This window comes from Pseudomonas sp. JV241A, from assembly GCF_900275665.1.
Classification (GTDB): Bacteria; Pseudomonadota; Gammaproteobacteria; order Pseudomonadales; family Pseudomonadaceae; genus Aquipseudomonas; species Aquipseudomonas wadenswilerensis.
The window spans coordinates 57,774-76,527 of sequence record NZ_OPYO01000016.1 but is presented as its reverse complement, the minus strand read 5'-3'; the positions used below and the strand labels follow the sequence as shown (position 1 = coordinate 76,527).

Below are 18,754 nucleotides of genomic sequence, written 5' to 3'. Positions count from 1 at the left end.
ACCCGGCACTGAGGCAGTGTCGGGTCCCCCCCCCATAGTCGCCAGCCAGTTCGGGAGAAGTCTGACGCCGCGTAATGAAAACCCATCTGGGTACACTGTCCCGTCGTTTCTATCATCGGCTGCTCCCCTTCCATGACAGGACAGTCATCATGAGCACCCGCAGTTTTTCAGGCTACACATTGGGCATACTCGCCTCGGCCGTGCTGATTGCCAGCAGCGCCCTCGCCGCTCCGCTGACCCGCGACAACGGCGCCCCGGTAGGCGACAACCAGAACTCGCAAACTGCCGGCGGCACTGGCCCCGCCCTGCTGCAGGATGTGCAGTTGATCCAGAAGCTTCAGCGCTTCGACCGCGAGCGCATACCTGAGCGTGTCGTTCATGCCCGCGGTACCGGTGCCCATGGCGAGTTCATCGCCTCCAGCGACATTTCCGAGCTGACCCGGGCCAAGGTGTTCACCCTGGGGGAGCGAACCCCGGTGTTCGTGCGCTTCTCTTCGGTGGTGCACGGCCTGCATTCACCAGAAACCCTGCGCGACCCGCGCGGCTTTGCCACCCGTTTTTACACCGCCGATGGCAACTGGGACCTGGTCGGCAACAACTTCCCGACCTTCTTCATCCGCGATGCGATCAAGTTCCCCGACATGGTCCACGCCTTCAAGCCCGACCCGCGCACCAACCTGGGCAACGACGCCCGGCGCTTCGACCTGCTCTCGCATATGCCCGAAGCCACCCGCACCCTGACCCTGCTCTACTCCAACGAAGGCACGCCACTGAGCTACCGGCACATGGACGGCAACAGTGTTCACGCCTACAAGTTCGTCAACAGGGATGGCGAAACCACCTACGTGAAGTTCCGCTGGAAAACCTTGCAAGGTCAGAAGAACCTCAACCCCGGCGAAGTGGCCAAGCTGCAGGGCCATGACTTCAGCCACATGACCACCGACCTGGTCAATTCCATCAACCGCGGCGACCATCCGAAGTGGGACCTGTATATCCAGACCCTCAAGCCCGAGCAGCTGGCAGGTTTTGACTTCGATCCGCTGGACCCTACCAAGATCTGGCCAGGGGTTCCTGAGCGCAAAGTCGGGCAGATGGTGCTCAAGCGCAATGTCGGCAACTACTTCCAGGAAACCGAACAGGTGGCGCTGGCGCCTTCGAACCTGATTCCGGGCATCGAGCCCTCGGAAGACCGCCTGCTACAGGGCCGGCTGTTCTCCTATGCCGACACCCAGATGTACCGGGTTGGCGCCAACGCCGCCGGCTTGCCGATCAACCAGCCCAGGGTCAAGGTCAACAACGGCAACCAGGATGGCGCCCTGAACGCGTCGCGCACGGTCGGCGGGGTCAATTACGAGCCCAGCCGCCTGATGCCGCGCCCGTCGACCGAGTCAGCGCGCTACAGCCCGTTGCCCTTGAGCGGCAATACCCAGCAACAGGGCATCGAGCGTCAGCAGAACTTCAGGCAGGCTGGCGAGCTGTTCCGTTCTTACGACAGCAAAAACCGCCGCGACCTGATCAACAGCTTCGGCCAGTCGCTGGCCAGCAGCGATGACGAAAGCAAGCACACCATCCTCTCGTACCTGTACAAGGCCGACCCGGAGTATGGCAAGGGGGTGGCCAAGGTTGCCGGTGGCGACCTGGTCAGGGTCAAGCAACTGGCGGCGCAGCTGCAGGACTGAGCATGCGCTGGCGGTAACTGCCGGGGCTCTCGCCGGTCCACTTCTTGAACGCTCGGTGAAACGCACTGGGCTCCTGGAAACCGGTGTGCTCGGCGACTTCGGCAATACTCAGGTGCGTCTGGCGCAGGCATTCGAACGCCATGGCCCGGCGCACCTCGTCCTTGATCTGCTGGTACGAGCGGCCCTCACGCTCCAGTTGGCGGCGAAAGCTGCTGGGGCTCAGGCCCTGGCGTTCGGCCATGGCCAGCAGGGTCGGCCACTGGCCATACTGGCGGGCGCGCAGGTAGCGATACACCTGGGCCACCTGACCATTCTGGTTGCGGTAGCGAATCACCAGCCATTGCGGGGCGCTGCGCAGGAAGGTCTTAAGCGCCGCCAGGTCCTGGACCACCGGCAAGCGCAGGTAATCGGCAGCAAACTCGATCTCGGTACGGCCACTGCCCAGTTGCACGTTGGCGCCCCACAGCAATGGGTCATCCTCCTGGGCCGGGCGCGTGTCGGCCAGCGCCGTACGGTCGATCACGATGCGTCGCCCGGCCAGCCAGCACAGCAGGCTGATCACCAGGGCGAGGAAGGTTTCTTCGGCGTACACCCGGGTCAGCGGATCTTCGATGCCGGTGCGCAGGCTGATCACCGCGCGCCCGCCCTTGATCGTCAACTGCCCGCGAATATCGCGCAGGAACAGCGCAAAGTTGTTCAGGCACTGGCGCAGGGCCTTTTCCAGGGTCGGCTCCTGGATCAGCCCCCGGCAGATGAGGGCAAAGCTGCCCTGGGGCATGCCATGGCTGTCGAGGTTGAAGAACTCGTCGTTCAATGCTTCGATCAGCAGCAACCACAGTCGCGCAAACGCCGGCGCCGGTACGCGCGCAACGGACGATTCCAAGACCGCCTGATCGATACCGGCCTCGGCCAGCAACGCGGCCGCCCGCTCAGGCTGGGCGCGCAAAGCATGGAGCATGGTACGAACGAAATAAACGGCGACTGTATCGTTTTCCCGCATGGCGGTTTCCGCAAGGGTGTGGCAAAAAATACCAGTGTCACTGGACAGTTATGGCATAGGCCCGCGCGCAGGCTTTGCCTAGACTCAAAGCCAACCTGAAGGTGGCTGTGGGCAGCATTCTGGCAGACGCCGGCCCTGCCCCGCCACGCTTTCGCACACTGGAGTCGCTCATGAATACCCCGGACATCTATGTAGTCAGCGCCGTACGCTCGGCCATCGGCAGCTTCGGCGGCGCCCTCAAGGACCTGCCCCTGGCGGACCTGGCCAGCAGCGTGACCCGCGCCGCCATCGAACGCGCAGGCGTGGCGCCTGAGCAGATCGGCCATGTGGTCATGGGCAACGTAATCCCTACCGAGGCGCGCGACGCCTACCTGGCGCGGGTCGCGGCAATGAATGCAGGAATCCCCAAGGAGACCCCGGCATTCAACGTCAACCGCCTGTGCGGCTCGGGCCTGCAGGCCATCGTTTCGGCGGCGCAAAGCCTGCTGCTGGGCGACGCTGAAGCAGTCGTCGCCGCGGGCGCCGAATCCATGAGCCGCGGCCCTTACCTGCTGCCGCAAGCCCGCTGGGGCGCGCGCATGGGTGATCTGCAGGGTATCGACTACATGCTCGGCATCCTCCACGACCCCTTCGCCGGCTTCCATATGGGCATCACTGCCGAGAACGTTGCCGAACGCAATGGCATCACCCGGCAGATGCAGGACGAACTGGCCCTGACCAGCCAGCGCCGCGCTGCCCGCGCCATCGCCGAGGGCCGCTTCGCCAGCCAGATCGTGCCGATCGAGATTCCCAGCCGCAAAGGCCCGGTACGCTTCGAAGTCGATGAGCACGTGCGTGGCGAGGTGACTGCCGAGCAGTTGGCCGGCATGAAGGCTGTATTCAAGAAAGACGGCACGGTCACCGCCGGCAACGCCAGCGGCCTGAACGACGGCGCCGGTGCCCTGGTGCTGGCCACCGGTGACTTCGTCAAACGCCATAACCTGCAGCCCTTGGCCCGCCTGGTGGCCTACGCGCACGCTGGCGTCGAGCCGGAGCTGATGGGCCTGGGCCCGGTACCGGCGACCCGCAAGGTACTCGACAAGGCCGGCCTGAGCGTTGCCGACCTCGACGTGATCGAGTCCAACGAAGCCTTCGCCGCGCAAGCCTGCGCCGTCGCCGGTGAACTGGGCTTCGACCCGGAAAAGGTCAACCCCAACGGTTCGGGCATTTCCCTCGGCCACCCGGTCGGCGCCACCGGGGCGATCATCGCCACCAAGGCCATTCATGAACTGCAGCGCATCCAGGGCCGTTACGCCCTGGCAACCATGTGCATCGGCGGTGGCCAGGGTATCGCCATCGTCTTCGAACGCGTCTGAGCAAGGAGTACAAGGTGAGTATTGAGAATATTGCGGTGATCGGCGCTGGCACCATGGGCAACGGCATTGCCCAGGTGTGTGCGGTGGCCGGTTACCAGGTGACCCTGATCGATGTCTCCGACGCCGCCCTCGAGCGTGGTGTAGCCACCCTGCGCAAGAACCTCGAGCGTCAGGTCAGCAAGCAGACCCTGGCCGCTGAAGATGCCGAGGCCGCCGTGGCGCGCATCCGCACCAGCACCGACTACGCGCAACTGCAACAGGCCGAGCTGGTGATCGAGGCTGCCACCGAGAACCTCGACCTGAAGCTGCGCATCCTCAAGCAGATCGCCGCCAGCGTCAGCGACCAGTGCGTGATTGCCACCAACACTTCGTCGCTGTCGATCACCCAGTTGGGCGCGGCGGTCAGCCAGCCTGAGCGCTTCATTGGCGTGCACTTCTTCAACCCGGTGCCGATGATGGCCCTGGTCGAGATCATCCGCGGCCTGCAAACCAATGATGCCACCTACGCCAAGGCCCTGGCCCTGACCGAAAAGGTCGGCAAGACGCCGATCAGCGCCGGCAACCGCCCGGGCTTTGTGGTCAACCGCATTCTGGTGCCGATGATCAACGAAGCGATCTTCGTGCTCCAGGAAGGCCTGGCCAGCGCCGAAGACATCGACACCGGCATGCGCCTGGGCTGCAACCAGCCGATCGGCCCGCTGGCCCTGGCCGACCTGATCGGCCTGGACACCCTGCTGGCGATCATCGAGGCCTTCCACGAAGGCTACAACGACAGCAAATATCGCCCTGCTCCGCTGCTCAAGGAAATGGTTGCCGCCGGCTACCTGGGGCGCAAGAGCGGTCGCGGTTTCTTCACCTACTAGGGAGCCCTGCCATGGACGCCGCTTTGCGCTGTGCGAACTTTGAAGAGCGGCGTGACAAGGCCCTGGAACTGTTCGCCGAGAAGGGTTTCGGCCAGGTCAGCATGCGTGAACTGGCCGCCCACCTGGGGCTGACGGCAGGCTCCTTGTACCACCACTTTCCGAGCAAGCAGCACTTGCTGTTCGATCTGATCGAGGAGTTGTTCGAGGAGCTGCTTGCGACCCTTAACCCGGGGCGGCGCAGCCAGCAGCAGACCCTGGGCGAAGTGATTGCCGCCCACTGGAGCTTGCATGCTGAGCGGCCGTTGCAGTTTCGACTGGCCGAGCGTGACCTGTGTTGTTTGAGTATCGAGCAACAGGCGCGCATCGGCCAACTGCGTCACCAGTATGAAGGCGCCCTGCTGCGTCTGCTGGTGCCCAAGGCAACCCTGCGCGGCAAGGCATTGCAAGCCACCGCCCATGTCATCGCCAACCTGCTCAACAGCCTGCCCGGCTGGCTGCAAACCTCACAACTGCCCCAGGCCCAGGGCCTGGCGCTAATGGAAAGCATGCTCCTGGGCGGGATCGAGCGAACCCTGCGCGGTGAAAGCCTGAACTCGATGGCCTGAGTCACCAGGCGCCGTAGGGGATGCCATGGGCGTCGATGTAGGTTTGGGACTCGGGTTCCAGTGGTGGGTAGCCGCTGCTGGAGCGGCCTAGATCCGGGCCCAACGGCACAATTCGGCCGACCGTCCGGGTGACCTTGATGCGGTCCAGGCAAACACCCCGTAGCCAGGTTTGGGCGATGCCGCCGGGGGCCAGGCCGATGGTGACATACGTACGGTGATTAACAATGACTCGATCATCCAATCGACAGTAGGCGCGTACAGGTTCCAACATGCTCTGGCGCGTTGCCTCGGGAATCTCAATGACGACTTCGTAGGTCTGTGCTTCGGCTAATGATTGCCAGCGCACGTAGATCAATTTGGGCAAATCACTGCCCGATACGTATTTTCCCGACCCAACTCCCGTACGGGTTGACCAGCCATCCTCAGGCTTGAATGTAAAATCCATCCTGGCGTTCCCGCCCATGACTCGTCTAAACCCTCGATCCTTGATATCCAGTACATCGGCAGTTTCAATCCATACAGCCATATGGGTAGGCGCCACAAAACCCAAATACCACGCATCATAAGGCAGCCCAGCGCCACCTTGACCTGCACAACCTGCCAGCAGCAGAGCGGTGTGCAGCAGCATGACTCGCCAGACACTACTCATTGGGGAATACGCTGCGTTGACCGTTTTCATTCGGCCTATGAATAAACACCACTTCTGCACTGTTGCGCACTAAATAACCCATGGGATTCCAGTGACTGGACAGATGAATGTAGCGCGTGCGCAACAATGTCTCTTCATCAGGATCAAGCCCATGACTGGCTCGGTCGCCTAACGCATAAGCGGTCAATTTCGCTGCAATGCCTTGAAGCTCATCGGGCAAGCCCTGTTGATCACGAAGCTCGTGGAACGGCACACCATTTCGCATACCAAGTTCACGCATAATACGGAAATAGACTTGCGACAAGTCGGCAAATACATCGCGTTCACAACGTATAAAAGCAAACACGCGCTTTTGCGGGTGTGCGTCTCGATTTGGAACAAAGGGTAGGTCCATTGACCAGGTAACTATATTGATTTGCAATTGCAGTCGCTCCCACTTTGAGCGATTTCGCAAGTAATCTTCCTGGGCTCTTAGATAGGACTGGCTCCGTTCGTTGGCCACGCTGCGTAGTTCGACACTGCTACGCGGCCTAGACAGCAAGACTTTTTCTTGCATGTGTGGCAGGTAACCTCCACCTACATCAGAGTGCGCGCCAGGCACCTCGATATCGTTGTCGGTTCGGGTCAGCGGGAAATTTTTGCGCCACTCATCCCGTGCCACCAGGTGCACGACCTTATGGGCAACACCAGCCTTGAGGCCCATTTCCACCCCAGAGTAGTTAGCGTTCGCCGGACTGAAATTACCGCGAAATACCGCCACTATCGCCGCAACAGAATCAAACAGACCAATAAACTGAATGTTCAAATGATGTTTGGAATTCCAGTCGAAGTCATCAGAAAGCATGACGTGCACCGGCCAGCGTGCAGCCAGACCACTGCGCTTGCCCCTGTGCAGATCGTTAGCAAAGTGCCTTGCTGCGGCGGCGCCCCGGCTGAAACCAAATAGGTCAAATTGCAACTCGTATACTTTTGCCTGAGGATTCTCGTCAAACCAGATGTTGACCTGATTCAAAACCTCATCATGTGCCTGTTCTGCCCGAGCAATCACCCCCGTCCCGTAACGACCGGTTGCCTGAGACAAGGCTGAATCCTTGCCCCCGCTCGTAGTACCTATCCCTTGGATATAGACTTTGAGCACAGCCAGACGCCTGCCTTGGTGTTTATCACTGCGTACCCGATCCTGATACAACTCATACAACCGCGCCACATTGGTCATATCATTGCCATAGCTGTTATCCGGCACATTCCCCTGCCCGTCATAGCCATACCTGGCGCAATGGCGACGCACTTCTTCGGCCTCTTCTTCCAGTTCTACATCCCGGGCAAAGCACTGGGCGACGGTGGCGCTGTTGGCCAGGTTGTTGCCCGTGCCATCAAAGAACACGCCGATGCGCAGGGTGACGCCATCGTCTACCTCGACTTCTTCCTCCTCTTCTTCGAGGGCAATTGCCGGCGGCAGCGATCGCCCGGTGGTGGTCAAGCCCATGCGCGCCCGCTGTTGGCTGGCGATCAGCGTGTGGCTGCCATAGGGGCAGGCGCAGCGCACCAGGTGACCTTCGCCGGCCACCGGTTGGCCGCTTACCTTGTAGGCCGGGTTGCCCTGGGCAATTTCGCCGGTACGCTGGCAGCGAGGGCAATAGACCGGGTCGCCCATGCGTGCGATGGGCCGACCGCCAAGCGGATGCTTTGCGCAGCCGCCGCGTACTTCACCACCGGTGCTGGTGGCGTCTCCTTTGCGAACGATAAAGCGCATGCGCCGATTCCCTGTGGCGACTCACAAGGATGTTATCGGACGCTTTTTGCACGGAGGGGAACATCAGCCACCCATGCTCGATGGCGTGGGAAGTGTCAGCAGGCTCCTAGCGCAATTGCTCCTGAATCTGGTCACGCAGGCTGTCCAGATCAAAGGGCTTGGCCAGGATCGGCGCCTTGAAGGCGATCGGGCTGCCTGATTCGCGGATTTCCGCCGGATAGCCGCTGATGAAAATCACCTTAAGGTCCGGGCGCATCTTGACCGCAGGTTCGGCGATCTGCACCCCGGAGATCCCTCCCGGCAAACGAAAATCGGTGACAATCAGGTCCAGGTGCGGCTTGCTTGCCAGAATCTTGAAGGCTTGCTCACCGTTCTCCGCCACCAGCACGTGGTAACCCTCACCCTTGAGGTAGTCCTCGAGAATCATGCGAATCACCGGTTCGTCTTCGACCACCAGTACTACGTCTTGCGCATCTTCACTCATGCCAATGCCTTGTTCTATAAATCGTTTGGTTACATCGCAGTATGACCCCGGCCTCATGCAGAGGTTGCCTGCTACCGGTCATTTTCTCGCAGTGACTGCGGCAACGGCAGACGCACGGTAAAAGTCGCGCCCTCGCCTTCGACGCTGTGCACGCTGATGCCGCCGCCATGGGCCAGGACGATCTGCTCGGAGATGTACAGGCCAAGGCCAAGGCCTGCACTGCTCTGGCTGGAAGCGACCCGTTCGAACTGCTGGAAGATCCGTTGCTGGTTGTGCTCGCTGATGCCGATGCCGTGGTCACGCACCTCGACACAGGCCATGCCGCCTTGCTCGAAGGTGCGCACCTGCACCGGGCTTTTCGCCCCGTAGCGCAGGGCATTGGTCAGCAGGTTGGCGACCACCTGTTCGATCCGAAACTCGTCCCAGACACCTGCCAGCGGCACGCCCGCCTCGAACTCGATGCGTGACTCGGCAGCCGCCGCCTGGGCTTCGAAGTTCTCGATCAAGCCGCCCACCAGTTGCCCCAGGTCGAACTGACTGGGGCGGATCGACAGCTTGCCGGTGCGGATCCGCGACACGTCGAGCATGTCCTCGATCAGGCGGATCAGGCTGTTGATCTGCCGCTCGTCGCGCTCGACCATGGCGCGCATCTTGTCCAGGGTAAAGGCATCGGCGTTGTCCTTGGCCAGGTGCAGCTTGCGCAGCTGGGTTTCCAGGATCAGGCCGTTCAGGGGCGTACGCACCTCATGGGAGACGATCGACATGAAGTCATCGCGCATGCGCACCGCGTGTTCCAGTTCGCGGCGGGTCACCTGCAACTGCGCCAGCAGCAGTTCCTGTTCTTCGCGGCTGCGTTCGAGAGCTTCCAGTTGCTGGCCGAGGGCCTTGCGCTGGCGAAACAGGTCGACGAACACCGCCACCTTGCTTTTCACCGCCAGGCTGTCCAGCGGCTTGTGCAGGAAGTCCACCGCGCCGCTTTCGTAGCCCTTGAAGGCGTAGTTCATCTCGCGCCCGGCGGCGCTGACAAAGACAATCGGGATATTCTTGGTCTTTTCGGTGCCGCGCATCAGCTCGGCCAGTTCGAAGCCGTTCATGCCGGGCATCTGCACGTCGAGGATAGCCAGGGCGAACTCGTGCTCGAGCAACAGTGCCAGGGCCTGGTCGGCGGACTGAGCCTGGTGCACCTCGCGGTCTTCGCCCTTGATCAACGCGTCCAGGGCCAGCAGGTTCTCCGGCAGGTCGTCGACGATCAGCAGTTTTGCATGGATGTGGCTTAGCATTCAGGGGTTTCCAGGCTGGCGAGCAATTGCCCGATGCCATTCAAAGGGAGTATGTAATCGGGCTGGTGCAGAGCCAGTGCCGCGCGCGGCATGGTCGACACTTGCGCCTCATGGGGGTCCTGGATAATGGTCCGGCCACCTTGGCGCTTGATCGATGCAAGGCCACGAGCACCGTCTTCATTGGCGCCGGTCAGTAGTACACCGAGCAAGCCCGGGCCATAGGCATCAGCCGCCGACTCGAACAGAACGTCGATCGAGGGCCGGGAAAAATGCACGCGCTCCTCCTGGCTCAGGGACAGGCTATGGTCGCGCTCCACTGACAGGTGGTAGCCGGGGCCCGCCACATAAATGGAGCCGGGCGCGATGTCTTCCTTGTCACGGGCTTCACGCACCGGACGCTTGAGCCTGCGGGCAAAGACCTCGGCCAGGTGGCTGTGGCGATCATCCGGCAGATGCAGCACGCACACCAGCGGAATGCGAAACGCCGGCGGCAAGGCCTGGAACACCGCAAGCAAGGCGCTGACGCCCCCCGCCGAGGCACCAAGGGCAATCGCCTGGACCCCCTTCATGATTTACGGTAGATCCGTTCGGGCTTGACCAGCGCCTCGAACTGGTCGGCATAGGCCGAGAAATCCAGGGTTTCCTTGCTGCCCAGGACCAGAAAACCGCGATGGCACAGCGACTCGTGGAACAGGCCGAAGGCACGGTCCTGCAGGGCCTTGTTGAAATAGATCAGCACATTGCGGCAGGAGATCAACTGGGTTTCGGAGAATACGCTGTCGGTGGCCAGGCTGTGGTCGGCGAAGGTCACGTTGTCGCGCAGGCTGCTGTCGACGATGGCATTGCCATAGGCCGAGGTGTAGTAGTCGCTGAGCTCGCCGCGGCCCCCGGCCTTGCGGTAGTTCTCGGCATACAGGCGCATGTTCTGCATGCTGTAGATGCCCTGCTTGGCCTTCTCCAGGGAGCTGGGATTGATGTCGGTGGCGTAGATGATGGTGCGTTCCAGCAAGCCTTCTTCGCGCAGCAGGATGGCCATCGAATAGACCTCTTCGCCGGTACTGCAACCGGCGATCCAGATCTTGATCGAAGGCCAGGTGCGCAGCAGCGGCACCACTTCCTGGCGCACCGCGAGAAAGTGCTCGGGGTCGCGGAACATCTCGCTGACCGGGATGGTCAGGAACTGCAGCAACTGCATGAACATGCCTGGATCGTGCAACACCCGCTCCTGCAGGGCCGACACCGTCTTGCAGTCGAACTGGCGCAGTGCGTGCTGGATCCGGCGCTTGATCGAGGCGCCGGAGTAATCGCGAAAGTCATAGCTGTACTTGAGGTAGATCGCCTCGATCAGCAGCCGGATTTCAATGTCGGTGTTGCGTTCGATACTCAAATTCGCTCCAGTTGCGGCAGCCAGACACGGATCAGCGAGAACAGACGGTCAAGGTCGATGGGCTTGGCGAGATAGTCGTTGGCCCCGGCTTGCAGGCAACGCTCCTGGTCATCCTTCATCGCCTTGGCGGTGACGGCGATGATCGGCAGCTTGCGCCAGCGCGGGTCCTTGCGGATCAAACGGGTGGCCTCATAGCCGTCCATCTCCGGCATCATCACGTCCATCAGCACCAGGTCGATGTCCTCGTGCTGTTCCAGGCGCTCGATGGCTTCGCGGCCATTGCGCCCGATCTCGACGATCGCGCCCTTGTGTTCCAGGGCGCTGGTCAGGGCAAAGATGTTACGCACGTCGTCATCCACCAGCAGCAACTTGCGCCCCTCGAAGACCTTGTCGCGGCTGCGCGCGGTCTTGAGCATGCGCTGCCTTTCATGGGACAGCTTGGATTCGACTTTGTGCAGAAAAAGCGTGACTTCATCGAGCAGGCGCTCGGGTGAGCGCGCGCCCTTGATGATGATCGAGCGCGAGTACTTGAGCAGGTCGGCTTCTTCTTCGCGGGTCAGGTTGCGCCCGGTGTAGACGATCACCGGCGGGAACGCGCGGATGTCGTCGTCGGACATGCGCTTGAGCAGCTCGTTGCCAAGCATGTCCGGCAGTTTGAGGTCAATGATCATGCAGTCATAGATGTTCTCGCGCAGCAGGTCCAAGGCCTGCTGGGCCATGCCTACGGCGGTGATCTCGATGTCTTCGTCGCCGATCAGGCGGGCGATGCTTTCGCGCTGCAGGTCGTCATCCTCGACCAGCAGGATGTGCTTGAGCTTCTGGGTCAGCTTGGCCTCCAGGCGGGCGAACACCTGCTTGAGTTCCTCGCGGGTCGCCGGCTTGACCGCATAGCCGATGGCGCCCATGTGCAACGCCGCCTCGACCCGGTCCTCGACCGAGATCACATGCACCGGAATGTGCCGGGTGCTGGCCTGCTCCTTGAGCCGTTGCAGCACGGTCAGGCCGGAATGGTCCGGCAGGCGCATGTCCAGCAGCACCGCATCGGGAATGAAGCTTGCCGCCAGTTCGAAGCCTTCGTCGGCGGCCTGCGCGACGAGGCAGCTGTAGCCCAGCTCATGGGCCAGGTCGTAGAGGATGCGGGCGAAATTCGGCTCGTCCTCGATCACCAGGATGCAGCGGTTGCTGAAAGGTGCCTTGTCGCGGTCGTCGGCGAAGCTTGGCGTCTGGCGTGGCGCCGGTGCTGGCACCACTTCCGGCACGGGTGCTGCGACCACCAGCGCCGGCTGATGAACGATCGCCGCCGGGCGTTGCTCGACAATCGGCTCGTAGCGCTCCGGCAGGATCAGGCTGAACACGCTGCCCTTGCCCAGGCTGCTGTCGACGCTGATCTGGCCACCGAGCAACTGCGCCAGGTCGCGCGAGATCGACAAGCCCAGGCCAGTACCGCCATAACGACGGTTGGTGGTGCCATCGGCCTGATGGAAGGCCTCGAAGATGCTCTGCTGCTGGTCGGCAGCAATGCCGATGCCGCTGTCGCGCACCGAGAAGACGATACCGCTGCCCGCCTGCCAGCCAACGCTCAGGCTGACTTCGCCGCGCTCGGTGAACTTGACCGCATTGGACAGCAGGTTCTTGAGGATCTGTTCCAGGCGTTGGCGATCGGTATACAGGGTTGGCGGCACCTGCGCCTCGACCGAGACCTTGAAGCTCAGGTGCTTTTCGTCGGCCAGTGGTTCGAACAGGTTACGCAGGCCTTCGGCAAGACGCGCCACGTGGGTGGTTTCCGGGCGCACCTCGAGTTTGCCGGCCTCGACCTTGGCGATGTCGAGAATATCGTTGATCAGGTTGAGCAGGTCATTGCCCGCCGAATAGATCGACTCGGCAAACTTGACCTGCTCGCCGGTGAGGTTTTCTTCGGCGTTCTCGGCCAGCAGCTTGGCCAGGATCAGCGAACTGTTGAGCGGCGTGCGCAGCTCGTGGGACATGTTGGCAAGGAACTCGGACTTGTACTTGCTCGAGCGTTGCAAGTCTTCGGCGCGCTCCTGCAGCTCGACCTGGGCCTGGTTCAACTCGCTGTTCTTGCGGTCCAGGGCATCGCGCTGTTCGGCCAGGGCTTCGGTGCGCTCGGCCAGTTGCTCGTTGGTCTGCTCGAGTTCGGCCTGTTGGGTTTCCAGGTTGGCCTGGGACTCCTTGAGCACCCGCGACTGTTCTTCAAGCTCTTCGTTGGCGGTTTTCAGCTCTTCCTGCTGCACCTGCAACTCTTCGTTGAGCTGCTGGGTTTCGGCCAATACCTCCTGCAGGCGCTGACGGTAGCGGGCGCTTTCGATCGACGTCCCCATGTTGGCGGCCACCAGTTCCAGGAACTCGATATCGCGCTCATCCAGGGTGCGCAGGAACCCCAGCTCGACCACGCCGTTGATCTGCCCATCGTTGCTGGTCGGCATCACCAGCACGCTGCGAGGCAAGCCCTCGCCCAAGCCGCTGCTGACCTTGAAATAGTCGCCCGGCAGATCGTCCAGGCGCAGCAGGCGCTCCTGCATGACGGCCTGGGCCAGAATACCTTCCTGGCTGCCGACCACCTGGTCCCGCGCGGCCTGCTCGGCCGACAGCCCATAGGTGGCGACCCGGCGCAAGCCGCCGTGTTCGTCGCGGGCGTACAGGGCGCCCACGGCGCTGCCCAGGTAGCCGGCAAAAAAGCGCAGGATATTGTTGCCGAGCATCGGCAGGGTCAACTGCCCCAGCACCTGGCCGGCCAGTTCGGTCTGCCCGGTGCGCAGCCAGGCCTGGCGCTCCAGGCGCTGGTTGGCACGTTGCTGGGACTCAAGGCCGCTGGCATAGCTGCTGGACAACGCCAGCAGGTCGCGGCGGCCCAGGTAGGCCAGCAGGCCGCTGAGCAGGATGACAAACACCAGGTAGACGGAAATCGACACCACGGTGGTGGTATTCACCGTTTCGTTGCGCGCGACCCGTAGCTGGTGCTCCATGGCAATGAAGGCGTCGAACTCCTTGCGGATCTCGTCGGTCAGGCGCTTGCCCCTTCCCGAGCCAATGGCCTCGCGAAAGTTGCCGTTGTCGCGGCGCAGGCTGATCATGGTGCTGGCAAAGGTGTTCCACTCTTCCTGCAGACCGAGCAGGCGCTCCAGGCGGTCAACCTGCTGCGGGTTGTCCGCCACCATCTGCTCCAGGCCCTTGATACCGGCGACCACCTGCGGCTTGGCCACCTCGTAGGGATCGAGAAAGCGTTCTTCGCCGGTGAGCAGGAAGCCGCGCATGCCGGTTTCCATGTCGATCGACAGCTTGACCGTCTCGTTGGCGTTGTTGATCACCCGATCGGTGTGCTCGACCCACTGGATGGCCGCCAGCAGGTAGCTGATGATGGTGACGAACACCACCGCACTGAGCAGTCCGACCCCCAGGGGCAGGCCGATGTTGCGGGTCAGCAGCTTGCGAAAGCTGCGCTGATCGATTGAGGCTGGTTGAATCATCTCAAGACGCCCGAGCAAAGGTAGCAAACGAAGGAGTGTGGCGGATTTTTCGAGTAATCGTTCTATTTTCCGTGGGAACGGCCATTCTGCCAGCCTTCCCTACTCCGAGTCTAAACGCCTTTGGCCATTCTGGCAGGGCATTTAGCCAGCATTTGAGAGGTACCTTGCGCAAACGTTCCCTGCTTTTTCAATGACCGCTATGCTGTTCATTCGGGGGGCTTTTTTCAGCACAGAGGGAACTTCGGAGCGCACCCGGCTTACAGATAATGAACAGACTTTTGTACAGGAATCCCCCCATGTCCCAGACACCCCAGCCCCTGCTCGTCGTCGAAGATGACGCTATCGTGCGCATGCTGATGGTCGAGGTGCTTGAAGAGCTGGGCTATCAGGTGCTGCAGGCTGCCGATGCAGAAGCGGCGCTGAAGGTTTTGAAAGACACGCAACAATCCCTGGCCTTGCTGCTGACCGACGTCGGCCTGCCGGACATGAACGGCAAGGACCTGGCAGTAAAAGCCCGGGAGCTGCGTCCGGCGCTGCCGGTGCTGTTTGCCAGTGGCTATGGCGACAACCTCGATGTACCGGCCGACCTGCACCAGATCGCCAAGCCGTTCAGCATCGACCAGTTGCGTGACAAGGTGCAGGGTATTCTCACTCCAATTACCGAGGGTGGGAGCGGGCTTGCCCCGCGATAGCATTCTGTCAGTCACATCGCATCGCGGGTCAAGCCCGCTCCCACGGAATCTGCTTTAATACGCGCTTTTGCCAAGGTCCCCGATACCCATGTCCGCCCCTGCCCTCAACGTCCTGGTCATTGGCTACGTCTGGCCCGAGCCGCGCTCTTCGGCCGCCGGTTCGCACATGATGCAGATCCTTGAAAGCTTCGTGCAGCGCGGTTGGCGCATCACCTTCAGCAGCCCTGCAGCCATTGGCGAGCACACGGCCGACCTGGCAAGCCTGGGTATCGCCGAGCAGGCCATCACCCTCAACGACAGCAGCTTCGACCGCTTTGTCGGCGAACTGGCCCCGGACGTCGTGCTGTTCGACCGTTTCATGATGGAAGAGCAGTTCGGCTGGCGCGTGGAAAAACACTGCCCCAACGCCCTGCGCGTGCTGGAAACCTCCGACCTGCAAAGCCTGCGCGATGCTCGCCAGCAACTGCTGCGCCGGCGCCTGATCGAGGGCCTGGACCCGAATGATTTTCGCGCGCTGTTCAACACCTCCGGCCCCGACCTCTATCGACAGATGGCCAGCGCCGACCTGACCCTGCGCGAACTCGCCGCCATCTACCGCAGCGACCTGAGCCTGATGATCTCCGACGTCGAGATCGACCTGCTGCTCAACGGCTTCGGCGTGCCCGAGCACCTGCTGCACTGGTGCCCGCTGATGCTCGACGCGCCCAGCGAGCCGTTCAAACCGTTCGCCGAGCGCGCGCACTTCCTCAGCATCGGCAACTTCCGCCATGCGCCGAACTGGGACGCGGTGCTGTGGATGAAGAACAGCCTGTGGCCGATGATCCGTCGGCGCCTGCCGCAGGCGCAGTTGCACATCTACGGCGCCTACACCCCGCCCAAGGCCACGGCGCTGCACAAACCGGCCGAGGGCTTTCACATCATGAACTGGGCCGAAGACGCCCTGGAAGTGATGAGCAATGCGCGCATCTGCCTGGCCCCCCTGCGCTTTGGCGCCGGGATCAAGGGCAAGCTCACCGACGCCATGCAATGCGGCACGCCCAGCGTGACCACGCCGATCGGCGCCGAAGCCATGCACGGCGCCCTGCCCTGGCCCGGTGCGATCGCCGAGACCGCCGAAGGCCTGGCCGAAGCCGCGGCGACGCTATACAGCGACGAAGCGCGCTGGAACCAGGCGCAGCAGGACGCGCGCCGGCTGTTGAGCGCTCGCTACGACCGTCGCCAGCACGCCAACGCCCTGGTCGAACGCATCGAATACGCCCTGGCCGACCTCGACCAGCACCGCCTGTTCAACTTCACCGGCGCCATGCTCCGCCACCACCAGCACAAAAGCACCCAGTACATGGCCCAGTGGATCGAGGCCAAGAATCGCCTGGCTACAGCGGCCGACGCAGCAGATAAGTGTCCATGATCCAGCCCTTGCGCGCCCGTGCCTGTTCACGGGCGGCGAGGATCTGCGCCTTGACCTCGAGCAGCGGCCCGGCAATCAGGATCTGGTCTGCCGTGCCCAGGTAAGCGCCCCAATAGATGTGCAACTGCGGATCATCCAGCGCCGCGAAGGCGCACTGGCCATCGAGCATGACCACCAGATTGTCGATGCGCGGCTGTTCGGCCAGACGCCGCCCGGGCAGCACGGTCAGGGGCTCGCCAATACGGTTCAAGGCAATGCGGTGGCCGGCGGCCAGGGCCTGCACGCTGCTGATGCCGGGGATCACTTCAAGCGCCAGTGACACGCCTCGGGCCTGCACCAGATCGAGAATACGCAGGGTACTGTCGTACAGGGTCGGCTCCCCCCACAGCAGGAAAGCGCCACATTCACCGTCCGCCAGTTCGTTTTCGATCAGGCTGGCGTACAGCGCCGCACGCTGCTGGTGCCAGTCCTGCACTGCACCGACATAGTCGCTGGCCGCGCCATCGCGCAGCGGGTCATCGACCTGCACCAGGCGATACCCGGGTTGATCGATGTAACGTTCGAGAATGTTCTTGCGCAGTTGCAGCAACTCATCCTTGACCGCGCCCTTGTCGAGCACGAAGAACACCTGGGCACGGTTCAGCCCGTCGATGGCTTCAAGGGTGATCTGGCGCGGATTGCCCGGCCCGATACCAATCAACAGCAGTTGTTTCATTGCAAGTCGCTTCCATGGCCCGGCCAGCCCCTATAGTCGGCTGGCCGAAGCACAATGGCAACGTACTGTTGTTTAGAAGATCGAGAAGTTGTAGCTGACGATCACCCGGGTTTCGTCCATGTCGCGGGCATACTTCTCGTAGTTGCTGCGGTAGGTGGAGTTACGCAGGCGCACGCTGACATCCTTGAAGGTGCCGCCCTGGATCTGGTACTTGAGCTCGCTGTCGCGTTCCCACTCCTTGCCCTCGGCCAGGCTGCCCGGGACCTTGATATGGTCACCGTTGATGTAGCGGGTAAAGAAACTCAAGCCCGGTACACCCATGGCCTTGAAGTCGTAGTCGTAGCGCAGTTGCCAGGAGCGCTCCTGGGCTGCAGCGAAGTCGTTGACCTGGGCGTAGTTGACCAGGTACGGGTTGCTGCCATCCAGGTACGGCATGGCGTTCTCGCCATACATGCGCTGCCAGCCGGCGCTGACCTTGTGCCCACCCAGGCTATAACCGAGCATGCCGCTCAAGGCGCGGTGATCGATATCGCCCGCGCGCGCACGGCCGATGTCGTCGCTCTTGATCAGGCGCAGGTCGGCCGACAGGCTGCCGACGCTCAACGGCTGGCTGGCCACCAGGCCCAGGAAGTGCTGGCGGTAGATGTTCTCAAGTTTGGCCACCTGGTACTGCGCACTCAGGCGGTCATTGAACTTGTAGTCGACCCCAGCCATGTCGAAATGGTCGGCAGTGGTATTGCAGGCGTAGCGTTTGTTCTTGCAATGAACGCGGATGTCCTGACGGTCGGTTGAATCCCGCGCGGTGTACTTGTCCAGGCGGGCAACGGTGAACTTCAGGCCCTTGATTTCTTCGGAGGTCAGCAGCGTGCCCTGAAACATCGTCGGCAACAAACGCCCGTCGTTGTACTTGAGCAGCGGCATTTCCGGCATCATCGAGCCGACCTTGAGCACCGTCTGCGAATAACGCATCTTGCCGGCCACGCCCATCTTCGCGTACTGGTCTACCGAACCGCGCGGGTCATGTCCGCTGGACGGCAACAGACCACTGTTGCTGTCGGCCGGGCTGGAGTCGAGTTTGAAGCCGAGCATGCCCAGTGCATCAACACCAAATCCTACAGTGCCTTCGGTGTAGCCGGACTGCACATTGAGAATAAAGCCCTGGGCCCACTCTTCGCGTTTCGAGGCTCCCTGACTGGAACTGGTATGACCATCACGGAAGTCACGGTTGAAGTAGACGTTGCGTGCTTCGACTTTGGCGCTGCTGTCTTCAAGAAAACCAGCGGCTTGAGTCGATACAGCAGCAAACATCGCGAGCAGGCCGATAAGGCTGCGCCCGGGCGCGAGAGGGTATGGGGCAAACATGAGAAGCGAAATCCGAAAGAAAGGCAAAAAACAACCG

At 62.0% G+C, this 18,754-nt stretch carries 16 protein-coding genes; 6 read left to right on the top strand and 10 right to left on the bottom strand.

What is annotated here, in order from left to right; all coding sequences use genetic code 11:
* Positions 1-149: 149 nt before the first annotated feature.
* The gene (locus JV241A_RS10755; RefSeq protein ID WP_134062400.1) at positions 150-1,679 is read left to right on the top strand and encodes a catalase; all 1,530 of its coding nucleotides are present in this window, start codon (positions 150-152) and stop codon (positions 1,677-1,679) included.
* Here JV241A_RS10755 and JV241A_RS10750 read toward each other — a convergent pair.
* Positions 1,648-2,679 (bottom strand): AraC family transcriptional regulator, encoded by a 1,032-nt coding sequence (locus JV241A_RS10750; protein WP_134062398.1) that lies wholly within the window; start codon positions 2,677-2,679, stop codon positions 1,648-1,650. The two genes, JV241A_RS10755 and JV241A_RS10750, sit on opposite strands and share 32 nt — an antisense overlap.
* Before the next feature lie 170 nt (positions 2,680-2,849).
* Here JV241A_RS10750 and JV241A_RS10745 point away from each other — a divergent pair, with 170 nt between their 5' ends.
* Genes JV241A_RS10745 through JV241A_RS10735 form a run of 3 tightly spaced genes read left to right on the top strand, consistent with a single transcriptional unit; the run spans position 2,850 to position 5,502 of the window.
* Positions 2,850-4,034 (top strand): acetyl-CoA C-acyltransferase family protein, encoded by a 1,185-nt coding sequence (locus JV241A_RS10745; protein WP_045198067.1) that lies wholly within the window; start codon positions 2,850-2,852, stop codon positions 4,032-4,034.
* Positions 4,035-4,048: 14 nt separating this feature from the next.
* Positions 4,049-4,897 (top strand): 3-hydroxybutyryl-CoA dehydrogenase, encoded by an 849-nt coding sequence (locus tag JV241A_RS10740; protein WP_115086410.1) that lies wholly within the window; start codon positions 4,049-4,051, stop codon positions 4,895-4,897.
* Positions 4,898-4,908: 11 nt separating this feature from the next.
* Entirely contained in the window at positions 4,909-5,502 is a 594-nt protein-coding gene (locus JV241A_RS10735; protein ID WP_115086409.1) for a TetR/AcrR family transcriptional regulator, read from the top strand.
* Between the two features lies 1 nt (position 5,503).
* Here the strand turns inward: JV241A_RS10735 and JV241A_RS10730 are convergent, their stop codons facing one another.
* The 7 genes from JV241A_RS10730 to JV241A_RS10700 all read right to left on the bottom strand — a co-directional run bounded on the left by JV241A_RS10730 (position 5,504) and on the right by JV241A_RS10700 (position 14,540).
* On the bottom strand, positions 5,504-6,130 hold the full coding sequence (locus JV241A_RS10730) for a DUF2931 family protein (protein ID WP_240047853.1): 627 nt from the start codon (positions 6,128-6,130) through the stop codon (positions 5,504-5,506).
* 13 nt (positions 6,131-6,143) lie between these two features.
* The gene (locus tag JV241A_RS10725) at positions 6,144-7,904 is read right to left on the bottom strand and encodes a PAAR domain-containing protein (protein WP_134062394.1); all 1,761 of its coding nucleotides are present in this window, start codon (positions 7,902-7,904) and stop codon (positions 6,144-6,146) included.
* Positions 7,905-8,010: 106 nt separating this feature from the next.
* Entirely contained in the window at positions 8,011-8,388 is a 378-nt protein-coding gene (locus JV241A_RS10720) for a response regulator (protein ID WP_115086406.1), read from the bottom strand.
* Positions 8,389-8,459: 71 nt separating this feature from the next.
* Complete coding sequence (locus JV241A_RS10715) at positions 8,460-9,668, bottom strand: hybrid sensor histidine kinase/response regulator (RefSeq protein ID WP_134062392.1); 1,209 nt, start codon at positions 9,666-9,668, stop codon at positions 8,460-8,462.
* Positions 9,662-10,237: a chemotaxis protein CheB gene (locus tag JV241A_RS10710; protein ID WP_134062390.1), complete on the bottom strand. Its 576-nt coding sequence runs from the start codon at positions 10,235-10,237 to the stop codon at positions 9,662-9,664. The genes JV241A_RS10715 and JV241A_RS10710 overlap by 7 nt, the downstream gene beginning before the upstream one ends.
* Positions 10,234-11,055 (bottom strand): protein-glutamate O-methyltransferase CheR, encoded by an 822-nt coding sequence (locus JV241A_RS10705; RefSeq protein WP_115086403.1) that lies wholly within the window; start codon positions 11,053-11,055, stop codon positions 10,234-10,236. Before JV241A_RS10705 ends, JV241A_RS10710 begins: the two co-directional genes overlap by 4 nt.
* A complete protein-coding gene (locus tag JV241A_RS10700; protein WP_115086402.1) occupies positions 11,052-14,540 on the bottom strand; it encodes a response regulator in 3,489 nt (1,162 codons plus the stop codon). Before JV241A_RS10700 ends, JV241A_RS10705 begins: the two co-directional genes overlap by 4 nt.
* 296 nt (positions 14,541-14,836) lie before the next feature.
* Here JV241A_RS10700 and JV241A_RS10695 point away from each other — a divergent pair, with 296 nt between their 5' ends.
* Positions 14,837-15,232 (top strand): response regulator, encoded by a 396-nt coding sequence (locus tag JV241A_RS10695; protein WP_134062388.1) that lies wholly within the window; start codon positions 14,837-14,839, stop codon positions 15,230-15,232.
* A gap of 88 nt (positions 15,233-15,320) precedes the next feature.
* Positions 15,321-16,640, top strand: a complete 1,320-nt coding sequence (locus JV241A_RS10690) for a glycosyltransferase (protein WP_115086400.1) — start codon at positions 15,321-15,323, stop codon at positions 16,638-16,640.
* On the opposite strand, the gene cobF is transcribed toward JV241A_RS10690, so the two are convergent.
* Positions 16,606-17,355 carry a precorrin-6A synthase (deacetylating) gene (gene cobF / locus JV241A_RS10685; protein WP_115086399.1) on the bottom strand — a complete coding sequence of 250 codons (750 nt, stop codon included), beginning with the start codon at positions 17,353-17,355 and terminating at the stop codon, positions 16,606-16,608. The two genes, JV241A_RS10690 and cobF, sit on opposite strands and share 35 nt — an antisense overlap.
* Before the next feature lie 72 nt (positions 17,356-17,427).
* Positions 17,428-18,717 carry an OprD family porin gene (locus JV241A_RS10680; protein ID WP_134062386.1) on the bottom strand — a complete coding sequence of 430 codons (1,290 nt, stop codon included), beginning with the start codon at positions 18,715-18,717 and terminating at the stop codon, positions 17,428-17,430.
* Positions 18,718-18,754: the final 37 nt, after the last annotated feature.

Coding starts and splice junctions, on each gene's coding strand:
- JV241A_RS10755 (WP_134062400.1), top strand. CDS start 150: ATGAGCACCCGCAGTTTTTCAGGCTACACATTGGGCATACTCGCCTCG.
- JV241A_RS10750 (WP_134062398.1), bottom strand. CDS start 2,679: ATGCGGGAAAACGATACAGTCGCCGTTTATTTCGTTCGTACCATGCTC.
- JV241A_RS10745 (WP_045198067.1), top strand. CDS start 2,850: ATGAATACCCCGGACATCTATGTAGTCAGCGCCGTACGCTCGGCCATC.
- JV241A_RS10735 (WP_115086409.1), top strand. CDS start 4,909: ATGGACGCCGCTTTGCGCTGTGCGAACTTTGAAGAGCGGCGTGACAAG.
- JV241A_RS10730 (WP_240047853.1), bottom strand. CDS start 6,130: ATGCTGCTGCACACCGCTCTGCTGCTGGCAGGTTGTGCAGGTCAAGGT.
- JV241A_RS10725 (WP_134062394.1), bottom strand. CDS start 7,904: ATGCGCTTTATCGTTCGCAAAGGAGACGCCACCAGCACCGGTGGTGAA.
- JV241A_RS10720 (WP_115086406.1), bottom strand. CDS start 8,388: ATGAGTGAAGATGCGCAAGACGTAGTACTGGTGGTCGAAGACGAACCG.
- JV241A_RS10715 (WP_134062392.1), bottom strand. CDS start 9,668: ATGCTAAGCCACATCCATGCAAAACTGCTGATCGTCGACGACCTGCCG.
- JV241A_RS10710 (WP_134062390.1), bottom strand. CDS start 10,237: ATGAAGGGGGTCCAGGCGATTGCCCTTGGTGCCTCGGCGGGGGGCGTC.
- JV241A_RS10700 (WP_115086402.1), bottom strand. CDS start 14,540: ATGATTCAACCAGCCTCAATCGATCAGCGCAGCTTTCGCAAGCTGCTG.
- JV241A_RS10695 (WP_134062388.1), top strand. CDS start 14,837: ATGTCCCAGACACCCCAGCCCCTGCTCGTCGTCGAAGATGACGCTATC.
- JV241A_RS10690 (WP_115086400.1), top strand. CDS start 15,321: ATGTCCGCCCCTGCCCTCAACGTCCTGGTCATTGGCTACGTCTGGCCC.
- cobF (WP_115086399.1), bottom strand. CDS start 17,355: ATGAAACAACTGCTGTTGATTGGTATCGGGCCGGGCAATCCGCGCCAG.
- JV241A_RS10680 (WP_134062386.1), bottom strand. CDS start 18,717: ATGTTTGCCCCATACCCTCTCGCGCCCGGGCGCAGCCTTATCGGCCTG.